The organism is Methanosarcina sp. 2.H.T.1A.6, from assembly GCF_000979455.1.
Classification (GTDB): domain Archaea; phylum Halobacteriota; class Methanosarcinia; order Methanosarcinales; family Methanosarcinaceae; genus Methanosarcina.
On the sequence record NZ_JJOY01000023.1, the window covers coordinates 141845 to 166551 of the forward strand.

The window sequence follows — 24707 nt, forward strand, 5'->3', positions numbered from 1 at the left end:
GGCGGCTCAGTATTTTTTTGAGGGTCTGGGGTTGAATTCTAAGTCCGAATCGATAACTTCCACGGTCACTTTAAAAATTATACGGCTGTTTTCCTGTAAGTTCCTAATATTTGCAAACTTTTACTCAAAAATCAACTAGTAATCCAGGCATCCTGGTTATTTTTCTGCCGGGGTGCTCCAGGGGTTCATGATACATTGTCTGGGGATAAGATGCGTACGTCACAAAGTAGGTTACTGGTTTTATGTGCAGTTGTCCTTTTACTACTTGCACAGAACGTATCGGCTGATGAAAATCAGGTAAATATTACTTTTATCTGTTATGATGGAAATGCTTTGAATGCAGCAGAGCAGTCCAATCCGTACAATGCAAGTATAAATGTAACATACATTTCGGCTTATTCCAACTTTACTAATACCACTTTTGAAAACCAGGATGTAATATTTACTTATATGCTCTGGTCTCAGTTCAAAGATATCGGGGATGACCTCGAAAGTGCTCATAAAAATGGGGCTGCACTTATAGATATCACCTCTATGATGGATCCGACATACATCAACACCTCAAGTTATGACCTGATCCTTCCCGGGATCAAGCCTTATAATTCCACTGAAGAAAAGTACTTCTACAGCATGGGTCCGAAAGGAGTCCTGCGAGAAAATACTGAAAATTTCCTTATCTATCTCGCAAAAAATTACGGGGATAAACCAGAGCTTACGGACAGCTGGGTTTACGATGACCCTATCGAATTCCCCGAAGCCGCGCTCTATCATCCGGACGCTCGCTCCTCTTTGAATGAGTCGGAGCCTGACTGGTTTGAAAACACCACGGATTACCTTGAGTGGTACTCTAACTCAGACAGCATAAACGAGTCCCATCATGTTTACGATAAGAGCAAACCCACCATCGGGATCTGGTTCCATGCCTCCGATTATACGGCCGGCAACCTTGAGGTCATAGACTACCTTATCCGTGACCTTGAAGGAAAGGGCTGCAACGTAATTGCAGGTTTTGAGACCTTTAATGATATCCACAAGTTTTACTTTGACGAAAACGGAGAGCCTCTTGTCCAGTGCGTAATTTCTCTTAAAAGTTTCCGTTTGAATTACGAGGACCCTGAGAAAGGGATACAGGAGCTTGAAGACCTTGATGTTCCGGTCTTAAGAGGCATGGTGGTCTCAAATCCTGCAAGTTCTATAGATGTAGCTGATCGCAACAGGGGCATTCCCAGCAGTGAGGTTGTGTACAAGACTCTGCTTCCTAGCATTGACGGGATTTTTGAGTACATTGTAATAGGGATTGATAATTACGACTCCGAAACCGGAGAAAGCAGCTACGAGCCCCTGCCATATCAGGTTGATTGGATGGTCAACAGGTCGATCAGCTGGGCTGAACTGAAGTTAACGGATAACGAGGACAAGAAAGTCGCGGTAATATACTACAACTACCCTTCAGGAAAAGACAACATTGGGGCAAGTTACCTTAACACCACCCAGAGCATGTTTGATCTTCTCAATGAGATGAATGAAACCGGGTATGAAGTCTCCGGAATTCCGGATAACAGCAGTGCACTTCTGGAAATGATGCAGGCACAGGGTATCAATGCCGGCTCCTGGGCTCCGGGTGTCATGAATGAAATGGTCGAAAACAGGACTGAATGGGGACTGCACCTCATACCCATGGAAACCTACAAAGAGTGGTTTGAGTCCGAAATTCCGGAGGATCTGAGGTCTCAGGTAATAGAGGAGTGGGGATCGCCCTGGGCTGAAGATCTTCCTCAGAATAAGAGCCTCATGATCTATGAGAATGAAACCGGAAAGTATATTGTAATCCCTTCCGTACGTTTCGGAGATGTCTGGCTCATGCCCCAGCCTGCCAGAGGTTTCCTGCAAAACGATGACACTCTTTACCACAGTAGCCTTGTGCCACCTCCGCACCAGTACATAGCTTTCTACCTCTGGCTGAACCATGAATGGCAGCCTGATGCAATCATTCACATGGGGACCCACGGTACGCATGAATGGCTTCCGGGCGCTACTTACGGTATGAACCGGACTTCCGATTGGGCGCCTTTACTGCTGCAGGACCTGCCAAACATCTATCCTTACATAGTTGCAAATGTGGGAGAAGGGCTGACCGCCGAGTACAGGGGCAATGCCCTGATTATCGACCACCTGACTCCAACCCTTGAACGCAGCGGGCTTTATGGGGAATTGCTCAACCTTTCAATCAGTGTGGAGCAGTATTATGATCCTGGAATTTCTGCACAGACAAAGGCAGGGTACCAGACAGCCATAATCGACCAGATAATCGCACTTAACCTGGACGTTGACCTGGGAATCGAGAATGCGACTGCGCTTCGGGACTATAATGAAGTGGAGTTTACTTCTTTTGTAAAAGATGTCCTGCACGAGTATCTGGAAGATGTGGGAAACGAAAACATTCCTTATGGAATGCATATCCTTGGCCAGGTGCCCTCAACAAATCTTACAGACCCTGAGAAAGACGAACTTTCCGGAATGGTAAGGTCCATGCTTGGAGGAGACTTCGAGGATAACATCACTGCTGCCTTCTATCCGGAATCCGTTTACCCTCTCGGGATTCCGTCAAATGATACGAAAGTTAACAGGCTTGTCTGGGAAGTCGTGACCAATAATACGGAGGTTTCCAGGGCTCAGCTTGACGTTTACGGGAAAACCGACAGTTCTGTTACATTTGACCTTGAACAGGGTCTGGTCTACAGAGACAGGCTTCTTTCCAGTGATGTGGAAATTGCCAGAATTCTTTCAGCCTTAAACGGAGGTTTCATTCCTCCGGGACCGGGCACGGACCCCATAATGAATCCTGATGCAGCACCTACGGGGCGCAACTTCTACGGCATCAACTCAAAACTCTATCCTTCAAAGGCGACCTGGGAACTTGGAAAATCCCTTGCAATCCAGCTGCTTGAGGACTACCACGCTCAGTATGGGGAGTATCCGGAAAAGGTTTCATTCTCAAGGTTCGGGGTAGAGTTTATTCGCGACCACGGGACTCTGGAAGCCGAAGTGCTCTATATGCTCGGGGTACAGCCGGTCTGGGACGAGTACGGGTATGTAAAAGGTGTTGAAGCTATCCCTGAAGAGGAGCTGCTGCCTAACTACGACCCGGCAAAGCCTGGAAGGCCAAGGATTGACGTTGTATATACAACCGCGGGTATGAGGGACGCTTTCCCGGATAAGATCAAAATGGTAGATCGCGCCGTGAAACTTGCAAGTTCACTTCCTGCCGGAAACTATCCCAACTACGTAAACGACAGCACCCTTGCAATATATGATTCCCTGATTGCAGCAGGATATGACAGCGAGACCGCAAAAAAGCTCTCTACAATGCGCTGCTTTGCAGTAATGGATGGGACTTATGAAATAGGGGTCTCAAACGCTATCAGTGCAAGTGGGAGCTGGGATGACGAAGAGACGATTGCAAATGTATACCTGGACAAGATGGGATACGCTTACGGGGAAGATTTCTGGGGTATAAAATCCAGGGAACTTCTTGAAGGCAACCTGAAAAACGTTGAAGCCTCCGTACATTCGGACTCTTCAAACCTCTACGATACTCTTGATAATGACGACTTCTTCCAGTACTTCGGTGGCCTGAACCTGGCAACAAGGCATGTCAGAGGAGACGGAAGAACTCCCGAGATGTACGTTTCGGATACCAGAGACCCTGAAAGGGCTCAGATGACAGGAATGGGTGAGTACCTGAGCAAGAACCTGAGGTCCAGGTATTTCAATGAGAAGTGGATCGAAGGGATGCAGGGCGCCGGGTATTCAGGCGGCAGGATGATGTCCGAGTTCGTAAACAACCTTTTCGGCTGGGAGGTCAGCGATCCTGATCTTGTGGACGACAGCGTCTGGGAGCAGACATATAATACCTATGTTAATGACCCTGCCATGAAAGAATGGTTCAAGCAGAACAATCCAGATGCTTACCAGTCGATTACGGCAAGGATGCTTGAATCTGTCAGGCACGGATACTGGAAACCTTCGGACGAGGTTATCAATAATCTCGCAAAAGAATACGAAGAATCGGTAGCTGAAAACGGAGCTTCCTGCTGCCACCATACCTGCGGAAACCCCCTGCTTAACGAATTCGTAAGCGGGATGGTATCTGTCCCTGGCTACGCTGAAAAACTGAATGCAGCAACCCAGGCCGAAACTCAGGAAATCGAAGAGACTTCAGGCAGCAGCAGTAGCAGCAAAGGACATCAGACGAGTGTTGCCGAAAAACTCAACCAGACAACCAGCTCAAACTCCGAATCCGCGGAAAGCAACCAGACTGTTCAGGATTCAGATGCAGGGTATGGCGTTGATTCTCCAGAAACTGTTCCTGATGTCCAAAAGGCCTCTGACTCCGATTATGTTGAAGGCTATGAGATGCAGAAAGATCCGGTCGCAGAATCCGAAAATGGAGGGATGTCCTTCTCGGGATCTGATATTTTCGGGATTCTCTTCGTGATTGTAGCAGTGGGGGGAATTTACCTGGGATTCCGTAAAAAGAATATGTAAAATACGATGGAAGGAGAGCACTTTTCATTCTGTGTTCTTTTCCTTTCCTTTTTTAACCCTCTTTTTTATTCTCTTCCTTTTTTATTCTCTTCCTTTTTTATTCTCTTCCTTTTTTATTCTCTTCCTTTTTTCAACTCTTTTTTGGGAAAGACCGCTCTTCTGCATCGGGCGTTACATGAATGACATGATAAAGCGAATGACGTTGCACTGATTAAAATATTTGTAATTTTAATTCTCTTTTAAATAATGTCCAATATGTAACGGTGGGCGATCGGTAATTTCTCTATTTTTGTTATCTATATGGCTAATAACTATTATTCAAAATCGCAGTTTTTTATGTAAGTAAAGTAAACTTGCGTTCAAATAATCTGATATGTTTGTGTTTTGAGGTGAACAGTTGACAATTTACTGAGGCTATAACTATCTAAAACATCTTTCAATAATCACATTTGAATGGTGTTTTTCTCTAAATTAATTAGTAAAGTTTACTTTTGTTGTTGATTTGCGGTGTACTTTTATTTCTCTGTAGATCTGATTTGCCTTGTCTGCCGGCGGAGATCTAAAGCTGAAATTTAGGAGTTTCCTGCAAGCAGCATACAGAATCAAGATCTTAATACTTTTTTTATACAGTAATATATTTATTTATTCAGGAGTAGGGATTATGAAAGAACAGTTGAATAACAAAAGAAACCCTCTTAATGAAAGAATTAAAGCTTCCGGATTGATAATTTTAATCCTTTTAATGCTGTTTTCTACTTCTCCGGCAGCAGGAAGTGAAGCCATCCAGTATGAACTTGTTGCCAACACTACCAGTGATGCTGAAGGCAACTACCTTCTTTCCGGGATTCCCGACGGAAACTATACGCTTGTTGCTCTTTACAACGAGGACAAATGGCGCCGTGCCGATGAACAAATTCAGGTTCAGGGCACGGATCTTTCGGTAAATCTTGATACCTCAAGCAGGGATATCGATGCAAATGAATCCCAGGCTCTTCTTGACCTTCCTGGCAGTGGGGTTGACCTGACGGGGAGTGCTGCAATCAGCGGGCTTACCCGGCAGAAAAAGATGGGAGGCGATCCTATATCTCTGGGGTTCACAAACGTTCTTTTGTTAAGGGAAGTGGTAAAAGAACCCCAGGGCAACTCCAGCACAGGCCAGCATCTGGACATTGCTATCGTGACCGGGTACCGGAGCCATGAGCTTCCACTCAAGAACCTTGCAGAGGAGGTCAACACTAACAGCGGCCTGAACCTTTCTCTTAGTTGTTTTATGGCTGACTACGTGATGGAAAATAACGTTGACCTGAGCGGGATGGACATCATTTACATCAACATGCTCAGCCCCTCAACGGCCCAGAAGCTCACACCCACTGTGGATATGGCGATTGCTAACGGGTGTGTGGTTATTGACGATGACACTCTTCTGAATGAGAGCATCCCGCTTTCTGCAGACCAGATCGAGGGCTACAGGGAAAAGCTGAACAATTACTGGCTTAATGGGGCTTATGACCAGAGCAACCTGAAAAACCTTGTATTCTGCATCGCCAACGACTGCTGCGGCAGGTCTGACCTCCTGTATGAGGACCCTCACGCTCTTCCTGAAAGGGCGATCTACCACACTAATATGACCGGTTACTTTACCGATTCTCTGGATACCTACCTTGCCTGGTACTCTAACAGAAATGATGGAGGGCACATCTACGATCCGGCCAAGCCCACTGTTGCAATTACCATGTACCAGAGCTATTTCCCCTTCCAGATTGAGCCTATAGATGCTTTGATTTCAGAACTGGAAGCCAGGGGCTACAATGTTATTGCAACTTACGGGTCCGATTCCCTTTCCTCTGGGGACTTTTTCAAGCAGGGGGATGATGTCCTTGTGGATGCGATTATTTCGTTTACTTACTTTGGCAACAAGTTTGATGCTGAAGGGCTCGATGTGCCTGTAATCAACGGCATTGTTAACAATTACATGAACAGGACCGAGTATGAAGCCAGTAGCAATCCGCTTCCTGCAGATAAGATGATGAAACTCGATTTGCAGGAACTCTGGGGGGCTATTGACCCGGTAATAATGGCTTCAACGGAACTGGACGCTGAGACCGAGACCGAAGTGTCAGTTTCCATAGACTATCAGGTGGACTGGCTCGTTGACCGCGTCGAAAGCTGGGTGAATTTAGGGGAAATTCCGGAATCCGATAAAAAAGTTGCTATAATTTATTATAACCACGGAGGGGGAAAGGATAACATAGGGGCTTCCTATCTCGATGTCGTCCCCAGCATATCCAGCCTGCTTGGCGCTATGGCTGCCGACGGATATGACCTGAATGAAAGCCAGGTCCCTAACCAGACCGAACTCCTTGACCTGATGCTTACTCAGGGTATCAACATAGGGACCTGGGCTCCGGGGGAACTTCAGAAACTGGTTGATACAGGCAAAATAGTTCTCGTCCCGGAAAGCACCTATGAGGGATGGTTCTCTGAGCTCCCTCAAGAGAGGCAGCAGAAGGTCATTGATCAATGGGGGCCGGCACCCGGGAAGATCATGGTCTGGGAAAACGAAAGTGGAAAATATCTCGTAATTCCCAGAATCGAGGTCGGAGATAATGTGCTTCTGGCTCCACAGCCTTCAAGAGGCTGGCTTGATGACAATAATGCTCTCTATCACGACAAGGACCTGCCTCCTCACCACCAGTACATTGCATTCTACTTATGGCTTCAGCATTCTGAGGAAGAAGGTGGATTCGGCAGTAATGCCCTGGTTCACTTTGGCAGGCACGGGACTCAGGAATGGCTGCCTGGCAAACAGTTCGGACTTTCGCGGTATGACTGGCCTTCCCTTATGATCGGGGATTTGCCCGTGATTTATCCTTACGTTATGGACGGGCTTGGAGAAGGCAATGAGGCAAAGCGCAGAGGAGGTGCAGTCATCGTTGACCATCTTGTTCCCCCGATTATTTCAGCAGGAAGTTATGGGGATTACGCAAACCTGAGTACAGCTATCCAGAACTATGAACAGGCAGTGGCAGACGACTCTTTGAAATCAGCCCACAGGTCTGAAGTTTTAAACCTGACCCGGTCCCTTCACCTGGATGAAGAGTTCAACATGACAGAGGCTGAAAACAACGAGAATTACTTTAATACAACTTTCCTGGAAGGGCTCGAAGCCCTGCTGGATGATTATAAGAGCCAGTCAATGCCTTACGGGCTGCATATCCTGGGCACAAGCCCTAAAGGGGAGCAGCTTGTGGGTATGGTAAATTCAATGCTAGGCACTGATTTTGCTGATTCTGTTCACAAATTCAATGAAACCGAAGGTGCCCAACTCTATCTGCTGGACCTGGTCCTGAACCGGGGGGTCAATTCCACGGATGCTCAGATGCAGGTGCTCGGGACAGGCAGTGAAACCGTCGCTAACTTCCTTGCCAGCGCGGAAGAATATGCTGCAAACCTGGCTCTTGGGGAGGAGGAAATCTCTCAGGTCCTCAATGCCCTGGACGGCAGGTTCATCCCCGGAAACCTGGGAGGTGACCCTGTTAGAAACCCTGAAACTCTGCCTTCGGGAAGAAATTTCTATGCTTTTGACCAGCGGATAGTGCCAACAGAAGCTGCCTGGACTCTCGGGCAGGAGATGGCTGATCAGATGCTTGATGCCTATGTTGCCGAGCATGGGACATACCCGAAAAAGGTAGCTTACATTCTCTGGGCCGGCGAAACCACAAGGCACGAAGGAGTTATGGAGGCAGAGATTCTCTACCTGCTGGGGGTCAAGCCTGTATGGAAAAGTGGCAGGGTAGTTGATGTGGAAGCTATTCCCATGGAGACCCTTGGAAGGCCCAGAGTTGATGTGGTGATTCAGATCTCAGGCCTTTACAGGGATATGTACCCTGGCAAGGTGCTCCTGCTGGACAAAGCCGTAAAGCTGGCTTATGCCCAGGAAGATTCTCCCAACTATGTCCGGGAAAATGCTGAAGCTCTGAAAGCCTCTTTGATGAGTGAAGGTTCCCTGAATGAAAGTGATGCCCTGGACCTGGCCCTGCTAAGGATTTTCGGGTCTTCGGACGGAGCCTACGGTACAGGTCTTCCCAATGCGATCGCTGCAAGCGATACCTGGGAGAGCAACGATGTGCTGGCAGACCTTTACATCAGCAAGATGTGCAACGCCTACGGAGAAAACGTCTGGGGCGAAAACCTGAGGGGCCTTTTCGAAAAGAACCTCGCAGGTGTTGAAGCCACAGTGCACAGCCGGAGCACGAACCTCTACGGGACTCTGGACAATGATGATTTCTTCCAGTACATGGGAGGCCTGAATCTCGCAGTCAGCTCTGTTTCGGGAGGAAAGTATCCGGATTCTTTTATCACGAACATGCTGACCGGAGGAGATGAGAAGGTCGAAACTCTGGGACAGTTTCTCGCAAGGGAAACTTATTCCCGTTATTTCAATCCGAAATGGATTGACGGTATGCAGGGGAATGGCTATGCAGGAGCCAGGGAAATGGCAGACTTCATTGAGAACCTCTGGGGCTGGGAAGCCACAAACCCTGATTTGATCAGCGATGAAATGTGGGATCAGGTGTATCAGACATATATGGCAGACCAGGAGCTTCGCGAATGGACCCGGCAGAATAATCCCTATGCATACCAATCCATGACAGCCAGGATGCTGGAAACTGCTCGCAAGGGCAACTGGGATGCTTCGGATGAGGCCCTTGAAAGCCTGGCCGCGGAATATGCAGAGTCTGTGGTCGAAGATGGGGTCACCTGCTGCCACCATACCTGCGGAAATCCCCTCCTCAACGGCTACGTATCGGGCCTGGTTTCTGTGCCCGGTTTCAGTGAAGCAATAGAACAGGCTACACAGGAATCTCTTAAACAGGAAGTGCCTGAAAAACACAGCAGCAGCAAAGGGCATCAGACGAGTGTTGCCGAAAAACTCAACCAGACTGTTAAATCAAACACTGAAGAGCCTGTCAGCAATCCAGCTGTTGTGGAGAATGATGCCGGTTATGGAGTGGATTCTCCTGAACCTGCCCCAGAGGCGAAAACTTCTTCCGACTCTGATTATGTTGAAGGCTATGAGATGAAGAAAGAGTCTGTTGAGAACGAGGAGGATGGGGGAGGTATGTCTTTCTCCGGTGCCGACGTTTTCGGGATCATTTTCGTGCTTGTAGCAGCCGGTGGGATCTACCTGGGGATGCGGAAGAAGAATATGTAAATAAGATCTGAAAAGGGGTAATCCCCTTTTTCTTTTTCAGATAAATTCGAAATTTTTATTCTTTAGTTTGATGATTTTTTATTTCTTGTTTACCGATTGGCTGCGTTGATTTTTTGTTCTTTTTCAGTTGTTGTTTCTTCTTTCTTTTCTTCAATCTCTTTTATGTAGGGCTTAATATCCAGCACAGGTGTCCCGTTGATTGCATCTAGGCCTTTTACATGGAGGATATTACCTTCTACTTTTAAAAGCTCTACAATTGTAAGCCCTATACCGTTAGGGCGGTAAGGGCTCCTGCTGGCAAAAACTCCCGAAATTTCCCCGTCATAGCGGCGGCGGTGGATTAGTTTATATCCTTTTGATTTGCTGAAATAAAAGAGGATATACAGTTTTTCAAAGTCTTCTATCCTGTAAAGCCCCTCTGCCAGGTCTTTCTTCAGGATGATTTTTGAAACCTGCTGGTAGATCTCTTCATTATACTCCGGCTCAAGGTAGTCATTCTCAACATAGCCTATAGGATTAAACTCGATTTTTTTGGGAATTTTCTCCGTATTTTCATTCATCTTTTGCCTCAAAACAGGAGATGCAGACTATTTTCCCATTTTTTACCCTTCCCAGGGGTTCCATATAGCCTTCCCCGCACTTGCTGCATATAAGGGTAGGATAGATTATGGCTTTTTCCGGAGGCTCGATTTCCACTTCACTGACACGGAAAATGTCTTCTTCCGGCATTTCCAGAACTCTCTTGCTTTTTGCTTCGTGTGAAACTTGAAACTCCTTTGCCTCTTCAGGGCTTGCAATGCCTGCCCTCAGTTTTGCGAAGAGCGCAGTGTGCTTTTCGTCCTGGGGGAGTACGTCGGGTTTCAAGGAAATTCTCAGGGCTTTTTTATCCCCTCTCTTGAAAAATGTATATACATGTTTTCCGTGCTCTTTAAATACGAGATTTCCTTTTCCGCAGGTACAGCCGTTTATTGCCTGAATCGCGTCCACTGCACATGATCGGTTTTCCACAACTGCAACAAGTTCTTCATCTTTGCTCCTGTCCTTGAAACGTTCTGCAGCCAGCATAGCCACTCTGTACCCTATAGAAATGCCGGGGCAGACATGTCCGTGGAACTTTACAGCAGTATCAAAATTAGCGTCATTGAAATCCAGGTTTTCAGCTCCTACTTTAATTATTTTTCCTGTTCTATCAAATTAATTTAATTAACCCGTTTCATATTCTCTGACTACTATTTATAAATTCTGTATTTAATTCTTATTACAAAAAAAGTCTGAAGTATTAATTGCAAATCAATCAATTGCAAATCAATTACTTGAATTGTTTTAAAAAACTGTATAATTGTGATGTACCTCTACATCTCTGTACTCTTTTACCCTAATGTTCTGCAGATATCAGGGAACCCGAGCTTCCACGCAACCTTTTTACTTCTTGTTTAATATATATACATTTGCCGTTTTCCGTTCTTGAATTTGTCCACCTCTACATGGTTGATATTTTTTAATCAAATATAGCCTGAGAGCAAAAAACCCAAAAATGTGGAAGTAACAGAAAAAACCCAAAAATGTGGAAGTAACAGAAAAAACCCACTAATGTGAAAGCACCGAAAAACCAGCAGGGGTGTAAATTATTCCGGCAATTAATAATTTTTTTCATCTCGTAAAAAAAGTTAAGATTATTTTATAATTAGGATAATAGGGACCGTAATTTTCCGTCCGAAGGTCCCTACTGATGATCCAACCCCTTTAGACTGAGAGTAAACCCTTTAACTCTCAATCTCTATCATTTTTTATGGTTTCTAATTATATAACATAAACGACGTGAAATATTGTTTATTATTCAAATTACCCCTACTCTTATTTTTTTTGGCCATCTTTAAAATATCTGTCTCGATCAAATTTTTTGTTAACATCAAATCTTTCAAAACCGTTAAAACTGATCCTGGGATTTTCTTTTGTTTTAATCCTAAATATTTATTTCAGGATTTGAACCTCTACAATTTGATTTTTTTTCAATTCCGAAAGTTCAAATCTGGTTTTTCGGTTTATTTTTTCTCCAATCTGTCCCTTCCCAATTCATAATTTCGCCAATTTGGATCAAACTGATCAACTTTATTTGAACAACATCAAAGAATTTTCACGAAGTCCAATATCCGGATACTACCATAATACAAAGTTTTTTTATGGATTAAAACTCTTCCAAAAGATTGATGTTAGAATTGGGAGCCGTTTGCCACCTCTGATCTGGCTCCCAATTGTGTGATTCAACCCCGACGATCAAGAGAAAACCCCTTAACTCTTAATCGTCAACTTTCTCCTTATGTTATAAATGTATATAACCTAAACGACCTTGAAATTTACTTCCAATTAAATTATTTAATGGCCTCAAAATCAAGTTCTTTTGACTTGATATTCATTTCTTACATCCTCATTTCTACTGATTTCTCACTCTATAATATTTATTTGGATTTATACTATTCTGTTCATACCGCCGATTGTAATTTTTCTTATACAGACACGCCCCTGTCCCCTGCTAATCGATAATACTTTTTGAATAAATACAGCTGAAAAATGCGAAAGATATTTATCAAGTATTTGCGTATATATCAAAAACATGAACAGCCACCTTCTCGAATTAATTTTTCTCTCCGACAAAAGGAAGGGTATTCTTTTATTTTTGCAGGATGGTCCAAAAACTATTGAAGCTATAAAAAAATATCTGAATGCCAGTGCGGTAGCTGTACTCCCCCAGCTAAAAAAACTAAAGGACGACTCTCTAGTATTCAAGCTCGCAGATGTTTACATCCTGTCTCCTCTTGGCATAGCGGTAGCGGGGAGAATGCAGGCAATGGTGAGTTTATTAAACGTTTTTGGTAATTGCTATGATTACTGGGCAAATCATGCAATTGATTGCATACCTCCCTCTTTAAGGAACAGAATTGGAGATCTGGAAAACTGTACATTCTCCGCACCTCCTGACAGGACCCGCCTCTTTGAACCTCACAGGGAATTTGTGGGAAACCTTGCAATATCAAGACGGATAAACGGTATTGCCTCCATTTTCCACCCCCTTTACCCTTCTTTTTTTCTTACTTTCGCAAAAAAAGGAGTGGATATCTCTCTTCTTGTAACCCATCCGGTTTACGAGAGAATTATAGAGGAATATCGAACTGAATTTCGAGAATTTCTGAATTTTGAGAATGCATGTTTCTATGTATGTGACGAAAAAATTGAATTTTCTCATGTTGTTACTGACAGGTTCCTCTCTCTAACTCTTCCTTTTCCAGACGGCACTTTTGACCATAAACAGGATGTCCTGTGTTTCGATCCTCTTGCCCTTCAGTGGGGAGAAGACCTTTTTGCTTATTACAGGGACAGATCAGAAAAAATAACTGAGATCTGAATTTAACTGAGATCTGAATTTGAATGAATCCGGGATTTTATCTCCCGAGGTCGGAAGCAATCGGAAGATAGCTATAAATCGGGCTCTGACTATCCTTTATATTATGGAAAAAGTTAAGGAAACCGCAGAAAAGATCCGGACAATGGAAATCCGGGGCGCAGGCAGGATTGCAAAAGCTGCTGCTGAAGCCATCAGGGATTATGCTGCAGGGCTGGAGGCAGCTTCAATGGAGGAGTTTAGTGCCAGCATCCAGGAAGTTTCTAGTTTTCTTATCAGTACCCGCCCCACAGCTGTTTCCCTTCCGAATGCTGTAAAACTTGCTTCGAGATATTCTTCCGGGAATGTAGAAGAAGCAAGACAGGAAATCATCACAAATGCAAACCTTTTTATTGAAAGAGCAGACTGCGCGCTTGGAAAAATCGGGAAAATCGGGTCAAGAAGAATTCAGGATGGAGATGTTATTATGACCCACTGCAACTCCCATGCTGCTCTTTCCATCATCACTACGGCATTTGAAGACGGAAAGGATATTTCGGTAATCGCTACCGAAAGCCGCCCAAGGCGTCAGGGCTTATTGACAATCCGGCACCTTAATGGCTTTGGCATCCCGACAACCCTGATCGTGGACTCTGCCGTACGTTACTATATGAAAGACGTGGACAAAGTTATTGTTGGTGCGGATGCAATTGCAGCCAACGGAGCTCTTGTAAACAAGATCGGAACTTCTCAGCTTGCTCTTGCTGCCCATGAAGCCAGAAAGAGTTTTATGGTAGCTGCCGAGACCTTCAAGTTCAGCCCGAGCACCATTGCAGGAAACCCCATAGAAATCGAAGAAAGGGCTGCAGACGAAGTCGTCGATCCTGCAATTATTGCAGACCTCTCCCACGTACAGGTCAAAAATCCGGCTTTTGACTTTACCCCTGCAGAATACATTGATATGATCGTAACTGATATTGGAATTATCCCGCCTGCGATGGCATATACTGTCATAAAAGAACACCTGGGCTGGGAACCTGGCGAAATTTGAAGGATTAAATTCTTTTCTTTACTTCTTTTTTCCTTTCCTTTCCTTTTTCTCTCTTCTCTTCTTTTCTCTTCCTTATCGCCTTTAATTATCTTTAATCGTCCCGTCCGTGATCCTGAGCACCCTTGAACACTCTTTTGCAACTTCGGGGTCGTGGGTAACCACAAGAATTGTCTGCCCCTTTTTGCTCAACTCCTTGAATGTACGGACAATGGAATCACGGGTTTTACTGTCCACCTCCCCGGTTGGCTCATCTGCAAGAATCAGGGCAGGCCTGTTCGCAAGGGCTCTTGCAATAGAAACCCGCTGCTGCTCTCCTCCGGACAGTTCCGAAGGTTTATGATCGAGTCGGTCTCCCAGGCCCAGGTCCTCAAGAAGGGCTTTTGCTCTTTCCTCCCTCTCTTTTTTTGGCACCCTGGAAAAGCGCATGGCAAGTTCCACATTTTCAAGGGCAGAAAGTGTAGGAATCAGGTTGTAGTGCTGGAAAATAAAACCTATTTTCTCTCTTCTTACGCCGGGAAGCAGTTTTTCCGGAACTGAAGTAAGGTCTGTCCCGTCAAGGATGATCTTTCCGTCAGTGGCTTTTTCAAGTGTGCCGATCAGAGCAAGAAGGGTTGATTTTCCTGAGCCCGAGGGTCCCATTATGGCAAGGAGTTCTCCTTTTCGTACGGTTATACAGGCGCAGCGAAGGGCATGGACAGGAATTTTACCCTGGATATAGGTCTTGGAGAGGTTTTCAACCTGCATGATAACTTTCTGTTTGTCGTTACCGGATTTTTCTCTCACAGATTCTTCGTTCCGGACCTCTTTTTTTCCAGATTTTTCTGCTGATGCCAGTCTCTCCGTTTTTTCTTCACGCATGCTTCAAAGCCTCCATAGGACTCATTTTTGAAGCCCTGTAAGCTGGGTAAAGCCCGGAAAGAGCACCAATCAGCAGAGCAAAAACCATGGCAATTATAAGAAGTCTCGGAGTTATCAGGAAAAGGACGATCCTTGTCGTTGCAAGCCAGGCGTTCATGACATAGACAGCCCCAACACCAACCAGGATTCCAAGAATTCCGCCTAAAAAGCCCATGAATGAAGCCTCTCCGAGCGTCAGGAGCAGGATGTCCCGCGTTTCTGCGCCTATGGCTTTCAAAATCCCGAATTCCCGTGTCCTTTCTGCAACGGACATGAGCATCGTATTCATCACGCAAAGCCCGCCTATGATTGCTGCAAGGAGCCCTGAACTGATCGTGATTACGCTGAAAATCATGAAGGACTGCTTTGCCTGCACTTCAAGTTCTCCCGGGGAAAGGGTGCTTGTGCCTTTTACGCTTAATTCGATGCGTTTTGAGAGCATCTCAGCATCCACCCTCTCGTCAGGCACGGCAAAGATATAGGAGACCGAATCTCCCACGTTATACAGGTCCTGGGCAGTCTCAAGGGGAATGATTACGGCATTATCAAAGATCGAGCCGGTATAATCAAGGATTCCGACAACGGTGAAATATTTGTCATGGATTTCAAATTTGCTGCCTGTCTGAAGTCCGTATTCTCTTTTGATGTTGTTTCCGACGACCACACTGTAGGAATCCCCCGGATTGAGGAAGCGGCCTGCTTTCAGCTCAACAGGGTAAAGGGCAACGCTTGATTTTTCAGGAGGGACGCCAAGGATTTGTTTTCCTGTCATTCCCATCTTGTCTTCATCAAAGGTGGTCATCAAAAGCCCATAGGCGTCTTTTACCCCGGCTACGCGAAGCACGTCGCTTACCTTATCGTCCGTGAGCCCTCCTCCAAAGACCCCGCTTTCCGCAAAAACCCGGATCTTGTCGCTGGTTACACTCATGGAACGCTCAAAAGTCTGGTGGAAATTCTCAGACATGGCGCCCATAACTATAACTGCAAAAATCCCGAGGGCTATCCCGCAGATTGTCAGTGCGCTCCGGACTTTCCTGTTAGTTATGTTTCGGATGATCAGGTCAAACATAATGGTCCCGCATATGGATTGATACTTAGCGCCCTTCTTTTTTCCCTTTCCTGTTTTTTCCCTGAAAAACCGCAAAGCACAGGAAAATCCCAAGCGCTGCCTGAAAACCGAATGCCGGAGATTCCTCCGAAGGGTTTATTTCGGCTACGGGCTCAAAAACCCGCAGGACTGTTTCATGGCTGTCCATGACTTCGCCTTCCAGACTCAGTACATAGATCTTTACGTTATAGTCCCCTCTGGGAACTCCCTGCCAGATAATTCCTACTGTATCTTCTTTTCCTGCGGTCAGGATATCTGCGGTTTCTTCAAAAACCTGCACATCTCCTTCTTCAGGAGTCAGTACAACCCTGATAATTCCATCAAAGGGCACCTGGGATTTTCCGACGACTGTAACGCTTGCTCCGTATTCATCCACATCGATATCCGTATCAAGGATTTCTACTTTTTCTTCTGCCCTGAAGTCCGATGTATAAGCTGTAGTAAGGGCAGGGGAATGGGAATGCACCTTCAGGATAGCTGTATAATTTCGGTCTTTTTCGAGAAGGAAAGGCCAATTCATTGCTTTATAGTATGCGTCAGTTACAGGGACGTTTTCCAGGCTTTCGGAGTATATGATGTCCGTGCCGGAAAGGAGTTTAAGGTCCAGGTCTGCAATGCCGGGTTCAGGCACCTGCACGAATCCGAGATTTGCGGAGCTCATAAGGGTTATCAGAACGGAAGCTTTTTCGGAGTCTGCAGAGAAGTCCACAACTTTCAGGTTTGAGAGATATGGATTTCGGTAAGAAAAAGAAAGCTTCCGGGATTCAAGATTCTGGCTGCCATCCTTTACAAAAAGCTGTGCTGTATAGGAGTCCCTATCTTTTCCAAAGTCCTCTTCAAGCCCCCAGAAAAGGACTTTTGTAATCTCCTCCCCCCTATCTACGGAGCCCAGATGGAAGGTTTCCGATTTCAGAATTTCTTTTCCTGAGCTCAGGGTAAAAACAAGAGAAACGTTCTCAAGGGGTTGTTTAAATCTGACCGTTGCATCGCTCAGGTCATGATCTGAGAAAAAATCAATAATAAACTCATCATTGATAAGGGTACTTTCTTCTCCGGCAATTGTCCCGGTCATTGCCCCTGAAACAGGACTTGCCTGAACACCGAAGAAAATCAGGAATACAATTAAAGAAAATAAGCGAAAAGTAAACTCTCTCACTTTTAAACAGTTCTTTTTTTCCGGCAGACTCAAGCCCGGTTCCTCCTTCTTTCCAAAAGCTGCCGGGAACCAGATTCGGTAACCTATCTGGCTCTCTGCAATATGGATATATGCAGGAACCTCTATGTTTAAGTTTTGATGTTATCCTCTGTTTTTAGTTTGATACACCGGAGAAGGGCTTGAAAGCCCTGGATTCAAGCTTTTTATTTTCTTACTGTAATCCAGGTCCCGCAGGATATAGGAGATTTTTTGGCAGCCTCTTCACCCAGAATTTCTCCAAGCAGGGCAGGGTCCCGGGCATCCATAACAAGGGCATCGAGCTTGCAGCGTTCGATGATCTTTGCGGCTACGGGGTCTACAGGGGATTTGGAGCCAGCCTTCATTTCGATTGCCATAACTATGCTTATGAGTTTTTCAGGTGAGATTGTGTCATATTTTACTGCGCTCGAGTCACAGTTTGGGTCTGAGGAATAAACTCCGTCAATCGAGGTTGCAATTGTCAGCAGGTCTGCTCGCAGATATTCTGCAAGGATTGCAGCCACAGCATCAGTAGTCTGGCCGGGAGTTACCCCTCCCATTACCACGACTTTTCCTGAGTTCATAGCCTTCGAGGCTTCAAGATAATTTAAAGGAATCTCAGGGTATCCATCGGGTCCGAGAGCTGCAATAAGCAGTCTTGCGTTCAGACGGGTGATCTCAATGCCTATGTAGTCGCAGGTTACTTCATCTGCCCCCATAGCCCGCGCAGCACCTATGTAGTTCCGTGCCGCTTCTCCGCCTCCAGTTATTACAAGCAGCGTGTGTTTTTTTGAGATGTCCCGCAGGACTGTTGCGTATTTTAAAAAACGATCCGAATCAAGGTCTTTTGCGAGAATTGAACCGCCTAATGAGAGTACTATGAGCATGATGATCTCTTCACATTAACAATTCGGATTTTTAAATGTATCGCTGATATTTTCATCGTAGATTACCAAAAACCCCAAATAACGAGAAATCCTAAAGACCTCCCAGACCAATAAACTACTGATAGGGCACTTACCATTAAGATGTTTATTCCTGAATATATAAAATTTCAGGTATAACTTGGGTGGCGCATGGATCTCACTAATATATTGAAGGCCGTAAAAGAAGGGAAAATGGACCTTGAAACTGCAGAACAGCAGGTCTGCAGTCTGGGTTTTGTTTCCTATTCTAACATTGCAAAACTTGATTCCCACAGGAAAAGCAGGACCGGAGTAATCGAAGCTATTCTTGCCGATTGCAAGGAACCTGAAGATGTTGTGGAAATTGCCAGGATAATGGCAAGAGAAAGTAAAAGGGCTCTGATTACCCGTGTCTCTGCCCCACATCTGGAAGCCTTAATGAGGGCTTTTGGTCCGGAGAAACTCGAATGGAACAGCAGGGCGCGCACGGTGGTTATCCACGATGGCACTCCTGCCCCAAGTACCGGAGGAGTCGTTGGGGTCATATCGGCAGGCACGGCAGATATCCCTGCTGCAGAAGAGGCCAGGGTTATTGCTTCCGAAATGGGCTGTGAAACCGTTGCCGTGTACGATGTTGGGGTTGCCGGCATCCACAGGCTGATCCCGGAACTCCATAAACTCAAACTCAGGAACCCCGGAGCAATCGTTGTTGCAGCCGGAAGAGAGGGGACCCTCCCAACCATAGTCTCAGGGCTTGTCGATGTGCCGGTAATAGGGCTTCCCGTATCCACCGGTTATGGGGCAGGCGGCGGAGGAAAAGCAGCCCTATTGTCAATGCTCCAGTCCTGCTCGACCCTTGCCGTGGTAAATATTGACGCGGGATTTGTTGCAGGAGCTTATGCAGCCAGGATCGCCAATATGATTGCTGCCGCTGCCGGAACACAGGGGAAAACCAAAGACGAAGTGCAGGAAGAAGAACCGGAAGAAGAGTAACTGTGGATACTTTCAGAGCAGAATTCAGGGAGGAATTTTATGAAAACACTGGTCTTTAATCCCTTTTCAGGGGCAGCAGGGGATATGATTCTGGCGTGTGCTCTCGACCTCGGAGCTGACCGAAAAGAAGTAAAGGAATTGATTGAAGCTTCGGCGCCCGTATCTATGGATGTAAAGGAAGTGATGAAAAAGGGAATAAGAGCCCTTGATGTTCGCATAAACGTGCCTGAAAGCGAGCCTGTCCGGACATATCCTGAAATCGTAGATCTCGTAAAGGCTGCAAAACTGCCTCGTAAGGTTGAAGCAAGTGTTCTTGATATCTTTTTGAAAATGGCCGAAGCTGAAGCCGCAGTCCATGGGCAGCCTGACCTTGAAAAACTCCATTTTCATGAGGTGGGGCAGAGCGACGCCCTTGCCGATGTCATAGGCGCTTCTGCAGCCATCCATTCTCTTAACTGCAGCTCTGTTTTCTGCACCCCTATCAACGTGGGCAGCGGAACAATAGAATGTGCCCACGGAACCCTTCCTGTGCCAGCTCCTGCAACCCTTGAGATTCTCAGAAAGGGAAAACTCTATTTCAGAGGAGGAAATGTGAATAAGGAACTGCTGACCCCTACGGGGGCTGCTATTCTCTCACATTTTGCAAAGCCTGTTGAGGCTTTTCCTCAGGGCAGGGCGATTGCCATTGGATATGGGGCAGGAGATGCCGAGCTTCCGGGACCCAATGTGCTCCAGGGAGTGCTTCTTGAACCTGACATCCACCTGATTCAGGATATAATTGAGGTTCTTGAGACCAATGCCGACGATGTAAGCGGGGAAGTCCTGGGCAACCTTTTTGAGGAACTGCTCTCGATGGGAGCCAGGGATGTTGCGATTATGCCCGCAACCATGAAAAAAGGAAGGCCTGCCCATATTATCAAGGTCATTTCAAAGCCTGAAGACAGCGCAAAACTCGCCCGGAAGATCATTATTGAAACAGGATCTCTTGGAGTCAGGGTTATGCCTGCGCGGCACAGGCTCATGGCTGCCCGAAACATCGAAAGTATATATATAGAGTTCGAAGGTCAGGAGTTTGAAACCGCAGTCAAGATTGCCAGGGACTCGGAAGGTGTCTTGCTCAATATCTCTGCGGAATTTGAAGATTGCAAAAAGATTGCAAAAGCCAGCGGGATTCCTGTTCGCGAGGTCATGCGCAGGGCAGAAGAGGTTGCAAGAATACTCTTTTCCTGAAACTCTAAAAGGATCTGATGTAAAGTAAAAACAGACAAATTGTGCTGCTGTAATTAATAAAAAATTCCATACATTAAAACTAATTTCATAAAAGTAAAGTAGAAAAGTAAATGTCTGAAGCTCTTAGACTTTTACTTTTCACTTCTATTTCTATCTTTAGTTTCAGAGTTTGCCTATCGAGTGCAGGAGTTCTGCATTAAGGACACTTGCACCTGCAGCTCCGCGGATTGTATTGTGCCCCATCGCGATGTAGCGGATTCCTTCTCTGATTCTGCCCACAGAAACACTCATGCCTTTTCCCATATTGCGGTCAAGGCGCGGCTGAGGCCTGTCGGCTTCGTCCCGAACTATGAGGGCTTTACGCGGCTCTGATGGGAGTTCTCCAAGTTTCGGGTCGAATTTGAGGAAAGCTTCCCTTACTTCTTCAGGGGTGGGTTTATCCCGCATGCCTGCCCAGATAGCTTCCGTGTGCCCATCGATTACAGGGACCCTGTTACAGGAAGCACTGACCTTCATATCTGCAGGCACGATTTCGGATCCATTAAATTCCCCGAGGAGCTTTAAGGTTTCAGTCTCCATTTTCGTCTCTTCGCTTCCTATATAGGGGATAACATTGTCATAGATTGCCATGGCTGAAACTCCGGAAAAACCTGCGCCGGAAATCGCCTGCATTGTTGCTACCTGTACGGTTTCTAGCCCGAATTCCATGAGGGGCTTTAAGGTAACTGTCATGACAATTGTGGAGCAGTTAGGGTTTGTAATAATGTATCCGTCCCAGCCCCTTGTGTCCTGCTGGACCTCGATGAGTCCCAGGTGTTCGGGGTTTACTTCCGGAATTACCAGAGGGATATCCTTTTCCATTCTGTAGGATGATGCATTGCTTGCAACTGCAAACCCGGCTTTTGCAAACTCGGGCTCCACTTTAAGGGCGAGGTCTGCAGGAAGAGCCGAAAAGACCACATCCGCATCAACGGCTTTTGGGTCTACAGGAACAACCTCTATGTTTTCGACACTTTCTGGCATGGCTGTATCCAGCCTCCAGCCTGCCGCTTCTCTATACGTTTTGCCAGCGCTTCTTTCGGACGCTGCAAGGGCTGTAATCTCAAACCAGGGATGGTTTGCAAGTGCTTCTACAAATCTCTGCCCGACAGCGCCTGTGGCGCCTAAAATACCCGCTTTAACTGCTACCATTTAAAAAGCTACCTCCGTAGAGATAAAAAATAATCTGATAAAAAGGAAAAATAAAAATGGAATAAATAATTTATTCCATGCTGCCTGTTTTTACTCTTGTACTTTGATTGCCTGGTTTGGGCATGCTTCTTCACATGCACCGCACTCTACACATTCGTCCTGGTCGACTACTGCAAGTCCCTTTTCTTCATCGAGGGTAATTGCTTCAGAGGGGCATTCATCGACACAGGTTCCGCATCCTGAACATTCATCTGCATTAACTAATGCTGGCATATTTTTTCACACTCCTATTGATTTGCTCGATATGTACCTGGAAATTATATAGGTACGTTTTTGAAACTTCCATAGAATATCGAAAAATTTGGTCATAACGCCATTACTCAGATAAACATAAAAACTTATCGCTTTTTAGCAAAAAGCAATTTTTAGGAATCGGAATGAGCTAAGGCTCAAGCTCCCTAAATTTCTGTTTTTGAAAGTCCGTAAAAAGAAGACGGAATAGAAGTAGAAGGAATAAAAGAAGAAGGAATAAAAGAAGAAAGAATATGAGAAAATATGCTTTTTAACATACAGAATCATGCATTGCAATTCCTGAATCCGTAAGGCGGTACATCCCTTCTTCAAACTTGAGGAATCCTTCTTTGAGCAGGAAATCCATATGAAACTTAAAGAAGAAATCGTTTAACCCTGATTCTTCCTTCAGCTGGTTTTCAGGTTTCCCAAAGATACCAACTGTTCGGAGAAGTTTCCTTCTTGCAGGGTTTACGGAAACCTTTTCCATCATCATATGTTCCAGCTTGACAGCTTCGCCTTCTGTAGTTTCTCCCTTAGAGGAGAAATAAGCATCGAGTTCGTCAATTTCATCATGCATATTGAAACTCCACTTCTTATCCTTTAATATCTCAGTTTTTCTAATATTTGATTTTTCTTTATTGATTGAAACCGGATTTTTAAAAATATCCGAAATAATAACGAAATAGATTTTTGAGGGTTTTTTCTATTGATAGAGTGTAAATGCAGTTAAACTTTGATCTTTATTGGTATTCACTTTCTTTCACGCTTTTGCCAATATTTGTCCTCATGCTCACTTCTTTTTCCTGATCCCGTTTATGTTCGTAAGCGTACCGCGATGCTGTTCCTTTCTCTCAAAAGAGGTGTTTGACTCCCTCAGCTTCTCTTCAAGTGTGCTCTCTACTATTCCTGTGAGCTTATCCTTCGGAATCTTTGTAATTGCGGAAAGCAGCTTGAGTTCGAGCTTTTCATTTTTGCGGGGCATAAATTCCACCTGCGGAGATTCTTCTGAGGAAGTCACACTGCCCTTGACCATGAAGTCCGGGAGTTTCAGGGAAAGTTTAACATGCCCTACAAAATCAGAGTTAATTTCCTTCACTCTGTCCCTTATGGTTTGAAGGCTCTCTTCGATAAGGAGCTTGCCTTTTTCAGGGTTAAGATTGCAGGACTCAAGGGTATAGAGAACCGAGTGAGCCGAGACTTCCGAAAGTTCAATTGAATTTTTCTTTTCCTGAGAAGGCTTCCCAATCCCGGGGACTGCAAGATGGATGAGCAGGTTTTCAAACTGTTCATCTCCTAATTTTGCCGAAAATTTCAGGATCCTGGCTTCAGGGTTCAGTTCGGTAAGCATCTGTTCTGTTGCCATGACGATTTCTGCAGGCGCTACGTCTACCTTGTTTATCCCGAGGATTTCAGCTTCCTTTACCTGGGTCTCGATAAACCTTGGAATTTCTTTTGCCTCAGTGCCGAAACGCCCGGGGTCTACTATGGTCACAACCGGAGCAAAGGATAGTTCTGAGAGTCCCATCATTTCGATTTCTTCCCTGATCTGTCCGGGAAAAGCAATTCCTGTTGGTTCGATTATCACAATATCGGGCCTGAATTCTTCTTCAAGAGTCTGAAGCGTGTATTGCATACTGATTCTGAGTGTGCAGCAGATGCAGCCGCTTGTCAATTCTTCAGTTATAATTCCTGGGCGTTTGAGTGTTTCTCCGTCAAGCCCTATTTCTCCGATTTCATTTACGATAATCGCAGTCCGTTTCCCGGCATCGCTAAGCTGCCTGCTGATTTTCTGAATTGCGGTTGTTTTCCCGCTTCCGAGAAAACCGCCTATGATCATGACTTTCATGTTTTTCCTGTCCTTATTATCCTGAAAAAAGATTCTATGTCGGGCTGACAAATATATTATATTTACTCCTATATATAAAATTGTCAAAGCCTCTATTCGGGAATTTGTTTCATGGACCCTTACCTGAAATAATTTTTCCTTCTCAGGATCGGTGGTTTGATGGGCTATCGTTTGATAGGCTTGCCAGGGTTCCTGTATCAAGGAAATATGCCATTTTTTCCAATCACGAAAAGGAAACCCTTAAAAGAGATATTTCTTGCAACATGAAAACCAGTGAATAACCGGGTTTGATATGCAGGTTGAAAACCTTCCCTTTTTTTATTTCACTGTACGCGGACAGGTTCGGGCGTCACGCAGGGGTATGAAAATAAATCACGAAAATAATGTTTGCCATAATTTGGAAACAATAAAAATAATTCCAGAGAGCACCCAAAAACTACTTTCTGTTGTAAAAATCTTCTGAAAATAGGTCTGCGTTCCCATCCTAAAACCTGGAAGTTCCGAACGGCTTTAAGAGATGCTTTTATTTTTGTTTGGGAAGAGATATTGAGGTACTGGACTCACGGGTTGCGAGTTTTTAGTTTAGGTTTCTTTATCCCTTTAATTGCGGAGTAGATCTTGTATTAGTGTGGGGTGTTGAAGGGATGAGAACGCAAGTTATACTATGCATTCCATGTATATAACACCTTTGTACATATACGTAACACACAATGTTATTTCCCCCGAACATCCTTATTATGTCATTATAACTTTAACCCACAGGTTTAATGTTATAGAACCATCATAATCTCGCTAAAGCCCCTGTATAAATCATAATCTGACGCTCTCTTTATATCATATTTGCATCTGATTTTATGCCATATTTGAACCTGAGTTTAC

At 45.2% G+C, this 24707-nt stretch carries 16 protein-coding genes; 6 read left to right on the forward strand and 10 right to left on the reverse strand.

Features of this window, described 5'->3' with window-relative positions; all coding sequences use genetic code 11:
* Nucleotides 1–210 precede the first annotated feature (210 nt).
* On the forward strand, nucleotides 211–4548 hold the full coding sequence (locus EO98_RS05650; RefSeq protein WP_048139868.1) for a cobaltochelatase subunit CobN: 4338 nt from the start codon (nucleotides 211–213) through the stop codon (nucleotides 4546–4548).
* Between the two features lie 661 nt (nucleotides 4549–5209).
* Complete coding sequence (cobN, locus tag EO98_RS05655) at nucleotides 5210–9763, forward strand: cobaltochelatase subunit CobN (protein ID WP_048139866.1); 4554 nt, start codon at nucleotides 5210–5212, stop codon at nucleotides 9761–9763.
* Nucleotides 9764–9852: 89 nt separating this feature from the next.
* Here cobN and tsaA read toward each other — a convergent pair whose 3' ends face one another.
* On the reverse strand, nucleotides 9853–10323 hold the full coding sequence (gene tsaA, locus EO98_RS05660) for a tRNA (N6-threonylcarbamoyladenosine(37)-N6)-methyltransferase TrmO (protein WP_048139864.1): 471 nt from the start codon (nucleotides 10321–10323) through the stop codon (nucleotides 9853–9855).
* The gene (locus EO98_RS05665) at nucleotides 10316–10939 is read right to left on the reverse strand and encodes an FmdE family protein (protein ID WP_311135549.1); all 624 of its coding nucleotides are present in this window, start codon (nucleotides 10937–10939) and stop codon (nucleotides 10316–10318) included. The genes tsaA and EO98_RS05665 overlap by 8 nt, the downstream gene beginning before the upstream one ends.
* 1435 nt (nucleotides 10940–12374) lie before the next feature.
* Here EO98_RS05665 and EO98_RS05670 point away from each other — a divergent pair.
* Entirely contained in the window at nucleotides 12375–13163 is a 789-nt protein-coding gene (locus tag EO98_RS05670) for a winged helix-turn-helix domain-containing protein (protein ID WP_048139860.1), read from the forward strand.
* A gap of 103 nt (nucleotides 13164–13266) precedes the next feature.
* Nucleotides 13267–14190, forward strand: a complete 924-nt coding sequence (locus tag EO98_RS05675; RefSeq protein WP_048140061.1) for a ribose 1,5-bisphosphate isomerase — start codon at nucleotides 13267–13269, stop codon at nucleotides 14188–14190.
* Between the two features lie 81 nt (nucleotides 14191–14271).
* Here the strand turns inward: EO98_RS05675 and EO98_RS05680 are convergent, their stop codons facing one another.
* From EO98_RS05680 to pyrH, 4 genes are all read right to left on the reverse strand, one after another.
* Nucleotides 14272–15048, reverse strand: a complete 777-nt coding sequence (locus EO98_RS05680) for an ABC transporter ATP-binding protein (RefSeq protein ID WP_342764029.1) — start codon at nucleotides 15046–15048, stop codon at nucleotides 14272–14274.
* Nucleotides 15041–16156 (reverse strand): ABC transporter permease, encoded by a 1116-nt coding sequence (locus EO98_RS05685; RefSeq protein ID WP_048139858.1) that lies wholly within the window; start codon nucleotides 16154–16156, stop codon nucleotides 15041–15043. The genes EO98_RS05680 and EO98_RS05685 overlap by 8 nt, the downstream gene beginning before the upstream one ends.
* A gap of 25 nt (nucleotides 16157–16181) precedes the next feature.
* Nucleotides 16182–17384, reverse strand: a complete 1203-nt coding sequence (locus tag EO98_RS05690) for a hypothetical protein (RefSeq protein WP_048139856.1) — start codon at nucleotides 17382–17384, stop codon at nucleotides 16182–16184.
* Between the two features lie 170 nt (nucleotides 17385–17554).
* Entirely contained in the window at nucleotides 17555–18256 is a 702-nt protein-coding gene (gene pyrH, locus EO98_RS05695) for a UMP kinase (RefSeq protein ID WP_048139854.1), read from the reverse strand.
* Nucleotides 18257–18445: 189 nt separating this feature from the next.
* On the opposite strand from pyrH, the gene larB reads away from it, so the two are divergent.
* Nucleotides 18446–19267: a nickel pincer cofactor biosynthesis protein LarB gene (gene larB, locus EO98_RS05700; RefSeq protein WP_048139851.1), complete on the forward strand. Its 822-nt coding sequence runs from the start codon at nucleotides 18446–18448 to the stop codon at nucleotides 19265–19267.
* Nucleotides 19268–19306: 39 nt separating this feature from the next.
* Nucleotides 19307–20497, forward strand: coding sequence for a nickel pincer cofactor biosynthesis protein LarC (gene larC / locus EO98_RS05705; RefSeq protein WP_048139849.1), 1191 nt, complete (start codon nucleotides 19307–19309; stop codon nucleotides 20495–20497).
* 162 nt (nucleotides 20498–20659) lie between these two features.
* On the opposite strand, the gene asd is transcribed toward larC, so the two are convergent.
* The 4 genes from asd to EO98_RS05725 form a co-directional block, all read right to left on the reverse strand.
* Nucleotides 20660–21688 carry an aspartate-semialdehyde dehydrogenase gene (gene asd / locus EO98_RS05710; RefSeq protein WP_048139846.1) on the reverse strand — a complete coding sequence of 343 codons (1029 nt, stop codon included), beginning with the start codon at nucleotides 21686–21688 and terminating at the stop codon, nucleotides 20660–20662.
* A gap of 90 nt (nucleotides 21689–21778) precedes the next feature.
* Complete coding sequence (locus tag EO98_RS05715) at nucleotides 21779–21961, reverse strand: 4Fe-4S binding protein (RefSeq protein WP_048132683.1); 183 nt, start codon at nucleotides 21959–21961, stop codon at nucleotides 21779–21781.
* Between the two features lie 289 nt (nucleotides 21962–22250).
* A complete protein-coding gene (locus EO98_RS05720) occupies nucleotides 22251–22559 on the reverse strand; it encodes a hypothetical protein (protein WP_048132686.1) in 309 nt (102 codons plus the stop codon).
* A 213-nt stretch (nucleotides 22560–22772) separates the two neighbouring features.
* Nucleotides 22773–23828 (reverse strand): GTP-binding protein, encoded by a 1056-nt coding sequence (locus EO98_RS05725; RefSeq protein WP_048139844.1) that lies wholly within the window; start codon nucleotides 23826–23828, stop codon nucleotides 22773–22775.
* Between the last annotated feature and the right edge of the window lie 879 nt (nucleotides 23829–24707).

What these genes read in the sequence shown, in the direction of transcription:
- asd (WP_048139846.1), bottom strand. Translation starts at nt 21,688, where the DNA reads ATGGTAGCAGTTAAAGCGGGTATTTTAGGCGCCACAGGCGCTGTCGGG.
- EO98_RS05650 (WP_048139868.1), top strand. Translation starts at nt 211, where the DNA reads ATGCGTACGTCACAAAGTAGGTTACTGGTTTTATGTGCAGTTGTCCTT.
- EO98_RS05725 (WP_048139844.1), bottom strand. Translation starts at nt 23,828, where the DNA reads ATGAAAGTCATGATCATAGGCGGTTTTCTCGGAAGCGGGAAAACAACC.
- larB (WP_048139851.1), top strand. Translation starts at nt 18,446, where the DNA reads ATGGATCTCACTAATATATTGAAGGCCGTAAAAGAAGGGAAAATGGAC.
- EO98_RS05685 (WP_048139858.1), bottom strand. Translation starts at nt 16,156, where the DNA reads ATGTTTGACCTGATCATCCGAAACATAACTAACAGGAAAGTCCGGAGC.
- EO98_RS05680 (WP_342764029.1), bottom strand. Translation starts at nt 15,048, where the DNA reads ATGCGTGAAGAAAAAACGGAGAGACTGGCATCAGCAGAAAAATCTGGA.
- EO98_RS05675 (WP_048140061.1), top strand. Translation starts at nt 13,267, where the DNA reads ATGGAAAAAGTTAAGGAAACCGCAGAAAAGATCCGGACAATGGAAATC.
- EO98_RS05715 (WP_048132683.1), bottom strand. Translation starts at nt 21,961, where the DNA reads ATGCCAGCATTAGTTAATGCAGATGAATGTTCAGGATGCGGAACCTGT.
- EO98_RS05720 (WP_048132686.1), bottom strand. Translation starts at nt 22,559, where the DNA reads ATGCATGATGAAATTGACGAACTCGATGCTTATTTCTCCTCTAAGGGA.
- cobN (WP_048139866.1), top strand. Translation starts at nt 5,210, where the DNA reads ATGAAAGAACAGTTGAATAACAAAAGAAACCCTCTTAATGAAAGAATT.
- pyrH (WP_048139854.1), bottom strand. Translation starts at nt 18,256, where the DNA reads ATGCTCATAGTACTCTCATTAGGCGGTTCAATTCTCGCAAAAGACCTT.
- larC (WP_048139849.1), top strand. Translation starts at nt 19,307, where the DNA reads ATGAAAACACTGGTCTTTAATCCCTTTTCAGGGGCAGCAGGGGATATG.
- EO98_RS05670 (WP_048139860.1), top strand. Translation starts at nt 12,375, where the DNA reads ATGAACAGCCACCTTCTCGAATTAATTTTTCTCTCCGACAAAAGGAAG.
- tsaA (WP_048139864.1), bottom strand. Translation starts at nt 10,323, where the DNA reads ATGAATGAAAATACGGAGAAAATTCCCAAAAAAATCGAGTTTAATCCT.